General features: G+C 70.8%; 7 protein-coding genes. 1 reads left to right on the forward strand and 6 read right to left on the reverse strand.

From position 1 onward, the window contains the following. The 4 genes from NON22_RS21450 to surE form a co-directional block, all read right to left on the reverse strand. Window positions 1–393: LysM peptidoglycan-binding domain-containing protein (locus NON22_RS21450; RefSeq protein ID WP_257389030.1), on the reverse strand; the 393-nt coding region annotated here is incomplete at its 3' end. A gap of 13 nt (window positions 394–406) precedes the next feature. Then, window positions 407–1,012, reverse strand: a complete 606-nt coding sequence (locus tag NON22_RS21455; RefSeq protein WP_257389031.1) for a YqaA family protein — start codon at window positions 1,010–1,012, stop codon at window positions 407–409. 43 nt (window positions 1,013–1,055) lie between these two features. After that, window positions 1,056–1,733 carry a protein-L-isoaspartate(D-aspartate) O-methyltransferase gene (locus NON22_RS21460; RefSeq protein WP_257389032.1) on the reverse strand — a complete coding sequence of 226 codons (678 nt, stop codon included), beginning with the start codon at window positions 1,731–1,733 and terminating at the stop codon, window positions 1,056–1,058. After that, complete coding sequence (gene surE, locus NON22_RS21465) at window positions 1,730–2,509, reverse strand: 5'/3'-nucleotidase SurE (RefSeq protein ID WP_257389033.1); 780 nt, start codon at window positions 2,507–2,509, stop codon at window positions 1,730–1,732. The genes NON22_RS21460 and surE overlap by 4 nt, the downstream gene beginning before the upstream one ends. 117 nt (window positions 2,510–2,626) lie before the next feature. On the opposite strand from surE, the gene NON22_RS21470 reads away from it, so the two are divergent. Next, a complete protein-coding gene (locus NON22_RS21470; RefSeq protein WP_257389034.1) occupies window positions 2,627–3,187 on the forward strand; it encodes a Smr/MutS family protein in 561 nt (186 codons plus the stop codon). Between the two features lie 48 nt (window positions 3,188–3,235). On the opposite strand, the gene NON22_RS21475 is transcribed toward NON22_RS21470, so the two are convergent. After that, window positions 3,236–3,457, reverse strand: coding sequence for a hypothetical protein (locus NON22_RS21475; RefSeq protein WP_257389035.1), 222 nt, complete (start codon window positions 3,455–3,457; stop codon window positions 3,236–3,238). Window positions 3,458–3,592: 135 nt separating this feature from the next. Continuing rightward, the coding region (gene truD, locus NON22_RS21480) for a tRNA pseudouridine(13) synthase TruD (RefSeq protein ID WP_257389036.1) at window positions 3,593–3,865 on the reverse strand (273 nt) is incomplete at its 5' end.

Below are 3,865 nucleotides of genomic sequence, written 5' to 3' on the forward strand. Positions count from 1 at the left end.
GTCGGGCAGCGGCGTGACCGTCGCGGCGCCCGCCGCTGCCGGCACGGCACCGACCGCGATGCCCTCGGCCGGCGGCGGTTCGGCCAGGCGCAGCTCCTGTCCGACGTAGATGCGGAACGGACTCTCGATGCGGTTGATGCGGGCGAGCTCGCGATAGTCGAGGCCGTTCTTGAACGCGATCGAATACAGCGTGTCGCCGGCGACGACCTTGTGCGTCGCGACGTTGCGCTCGGCCGACGCCGCTCGCGTCATCGCCGCGGGCCGCGGCGCTTCGTCGGTCAGCGCGATGTCCTCGACCGGCGCCGGCGGCGTGCTCGCGCAGGCCGTCAGCAGCAGGGCCAGCAGCGTGCCGGCTGCGGCCCTGCGATTCGCTCTTCCGCGCTTGGATTGCATCGCCAGCCCTTCCTCAGTGCCGCAGCTGCCACCAGGCGACCGCGCCGACCAGCAGCGCGATGACGGCCCAGCCCAGCCACTCGACGTACTTGTGCAGCAGCGCCTCGGCGCGCGCGCCGCCGAGACGGATCGCGCCGGTCAGCAGATAGACGCGCTTGCCGCGGCCGATGATCATGCCTGGGATGAACGCGATCATCGGCACGCCGACGATGCCGGAGGCCCAGGTGAAGATTTTTAGCGGAACCGGGATGAACCCGGCGAGTACGAGCATGACGAAGGCGCCCCAGGCGCTGCCGGCGACTTCGCTGCGCAGCTTGCCGACCATCGCATCGATGCGCGGCAGCCAGCCGAGGCTGTCGAACAGCGGCCGCAGCGCCTCGAAGGTGTAGTGGCCCAGCGCATAAGCGACCAGCGCGCCGATCAGCGAGAACGCGAGACTCACGCTCGCATAGCGCAGCCAGCGCGACGGCCGCGCCAGGGTCATCGGCGCGAGCATGACCTCGGGCATGACCGGAAAGATGATGGCTTCGACGAAGCTCAGCCCGGCGAGCAGACGCTCGGCCTGCGGATGCGCGGCCCAGACCAGGGCTTTTTCGTACAGCGGCTTGAACAGTTTCATGCGGTGATCCGTCCGTGGAACGCGCGCGCGGCGCGACGCGGCGTCAAAGTACGCCGCCCAGCAGCGGCACGAAGCTGACCTTGCACAACGCCTCGCGCACGCGCTGCTCGCCGTCGCGGCGCACGCGCACGAGCTCCTGGCGCCCGGCCGGCCCGACCGGCGCGACGAGCACGCCGTCGGGCGCGAGCTGGCCAAGCAGCGCCGTCTCGAGTTCCGCGCCGGCGGCGGTCAGTACGATCGCATCGAACGGCGCTTCCTCGGGCCAGCCGAGGCGGCCGTCGTCGTGCTTGGAGCGGATGTTCGCGATGCCGAGCTTGCGGAAGCGCCGGCGTGCATTGCGCAGCAGCTCCTCGATGCGCTCGACCGTGTAGACCTGTTCGACGAGGCCGGCCAGCACGGCGGCCTGGTAGCCCGAGCCGGTGCCGATCTCGAGCACGCGCCGGGGCGTGCCGAATTCGAGCAGCGCCTCGCTCATGCGCGCGACGACCCAGGGTTGCGAAATGGTCTGGCCCTGACCTATCGGCAATGCCGTGTCCTCGTAGGCGCGCGTGGCCAGCGCTTCCTCGACGAACAGATGGCGCGGCAGCTCGCGCATGACGTCGAGCACGCGCCGGTCGCGGATGCCGTCGGCCTGCAGGCGCTCGACCAGGCGGTCGCGCGCCCGCTGCGAGGTCATGCCCAGGCCGCGCGCTTCCGGCGTCAGGCGCGAATACGCGCTCATGCGCCCGCTGTCTCCGCCGGATGCGGCAGGCTCGTGACCCAGCCGGCGACTTTCTCGAGCGCCTGGTAGCGCGTGAGATCGACCTGGATCGGCGTGATCGAGATCGAGCCTTCACGTATGGCATGGAAGTCGGTGCCGGGACCGTCGTCCTCGGCCTCGCCGGCCGGACCTATCCAGTAGATCGGCCGGCCGCGCGGATCGCGTTCGCGTATGCACGGCGCCGAGCGGTGGCGCCGGCCCAGCCGCGTGACGGCGAAGCCGCGGATCTCGTTCCACGGCCGGTCGGGCACGTTGACGTTGAGGATGGTGTCGGCCGGCAGCGGATCGACGAGCAGCCGCTGCATCAGCACGAGGGCCGCCCGAGCCGCGGTCTCGTAGTGCTCGGCCTGGTGGTTCTGGCAGGCCAGCGACACGGCGATCGCCGGCAGGCCGAGGAAACGCCCTTCCATCGCCGCCGACACGGTGCCCGAGTAGATCACGTCGTCGCCGAGGTTCGGCGCGTTGTTGATGCCGGAGACGACGATGTCGGGCTGGAAGTCGAGCAGACCGGCCAGCGCGAGATGCACGCAGTCGGTCGGCGTGCCGGCGACGCGGTAGCGGCCGTCGTCCATGCGGCTGACGCGGATCGGCTGGTCGAGGGTCAGCGAATTGCTTGCGCCCGAACGGTCGCGGTCGGGCGCGACCACCGTGACGGTGCCGACCGCGGCCAGGCGCTCGGCCAGTACGCGTATGCCCGGCGCGTCGACGCCGTCGTCGTTGGAAACCAGAACTCGCATGCGAAGCGTCCGCGGAAACAGGCGGAAAGTTTAGCGGAATTCGCTGCGCTCTCACGTACGGATGGCGTAAGGTGGCGGCGGTCCTGATCTTTCCGGCTCCCCAGGAAGCCGTCCGCGATGCGCAAACGCTCCCGCCTGTCTCCGCTGGTCAGCGACGAGGACCGCGCGCTGTTCGAGGAAGCCATAGGCCCGGTGCGCCGCCACGTCGCGACCGAGCCGGCGCGGGAGATGCCGCGCCCGGCGCCCGAGCCGCGCCAGTTCGAGCTCGACGAGGCGCGCGTGCTCGAGGAACTCATGACCATGCCGATCGATCCGGCCGAGATCGAGGTCGGCGAGGAACTCAGCTATCTGCGCGACGGCTATCGGCCGGATCTGCTCAAGCGCCTCAAGCGCGGCAGCTTCAGCGTCCAGGACGAGATCGACCTGCACCAGATGACGGCCGAGGTCGCGCGTTCGGCCATCGTCGGCTTCCTGGCCGAGGCGCACCAGCGCGGCCTGCACTGCGTCAAGCTGATTCACGGCAAGGGCCTGCGTTCGCGCGCCGCGGGCCCGGTCATCAAGCGGCTGGTCGACCGCATGCTGCGGCAGCGCGACGACGTCGTCGCTTTCGCTTCGGCCCGCGCCGAACAGGGCGGCACGGGCGCGGCACTGGTCCTGCTCAAGGCGCGCAAATCCTGACGCGGGCGGCGCGCGCGCCGCGGCGCAGGCTGCCGGCGCGCCGGCGGCTCAGTCCTTCTTGTCGTCCTTGTAGCCTTTGCGCGGCAGGTTGACCCAGGTCACGCTGTAGCCGCGGTCGTTGGCCCACTTGTTGACCGAGACGATCTTCTCCTGATCGACGCGATCGTCGTAATGCGAGCCGCTCATGCGGCTGCCGCCGGAGCTCGCGCAACCGGTCAGCGCCAGGCCGGCAATCGCGACCGCTGCACTGCTGAGTATCCACTTGTTCATGACGACCTCCTCACGGGGACTGGATCACGCGCCGCCCTCCGGCGCCTGGTGGAATCCAGTATAGGAAGCGTCTCCAGGGGCGGAAGCCGCGCGCGCCCAACTCGCGATTTCCGCTACAGCGAGCGCGGCTGGCGGCTATTCCTGCACCGCGTAGGCCGGCGCCGCCGCATCGAACGCGGCGAGCTCGCGCAGCAGAGTCGTCGCGTAGCTGCCGGCCGGCAGCGCGAATTCGACGCGCAGCGCCGTGTCGGACGTCCACTCCCAGCGCAGATCCTCCGGCATCAGGCGCAGGCTGCGCCGCTCCTGGCCCAGGCCGGCAGCCTCGAGCCCGCGCGCAAGCCCAGGCCAGTCCGCCGCGGCGGCGCGCTCGAGCTCGGCGACGGCCGCGCCGCTGCGCAGCGCGCCCTC

The organism is Tahibacter caeni (assembly GCF_024609805.1).
In the GTDB taxonomy this organism is placed as follows: Bacteria; Pseudomonadota; Gammaproteobacteria; order Xanthomonadales; family Rhodanobacteraceae; genus Tahibacter; species Tahibacter caeni.

What these genes read in the sequence shown, in the direction of transcription:
- NON22_RS21470 (WP_257389034.1), top strand. Translation starts at nt 2,627, where the DNA reads ATGCGCAAACGCTCCCGCCTGTCTCCGCTGGTCAGCGACGAGGACCGC.
- surE (WP_257389033.1), bottom strand. Translation starts at nt 2,509, where the DNA reads ATGCGAGTTCTGGTTTCCAACGACGACGGCGTCGACGCGCCGGGCATA.
- NON22_RS21460 (WP_257389032.1), bottom strand. Translation starts at nt 1,733, where the DNA reads ATGAGCGCGTATTCGCGCCTGACGCCGGAAGCGCGCGGCCTGGGCATG.
- NON22_RS21475 (WP_257389035.1), bottom strand. Translation starts at nt 3,457, where the DNA reads ATGAACAAGTGGATACTCAGCAGTGCAGCGGTCGCGATTGCCGGCCTG.
- NON22_RS21455 (WP_257389031.1), bottom strand. Translation starts at nt 1,012, where the DNA reads ATGAAACTGTTCAAGCCGCTGTACGAAAAAGCCCTGGTCTGGGCCGCG.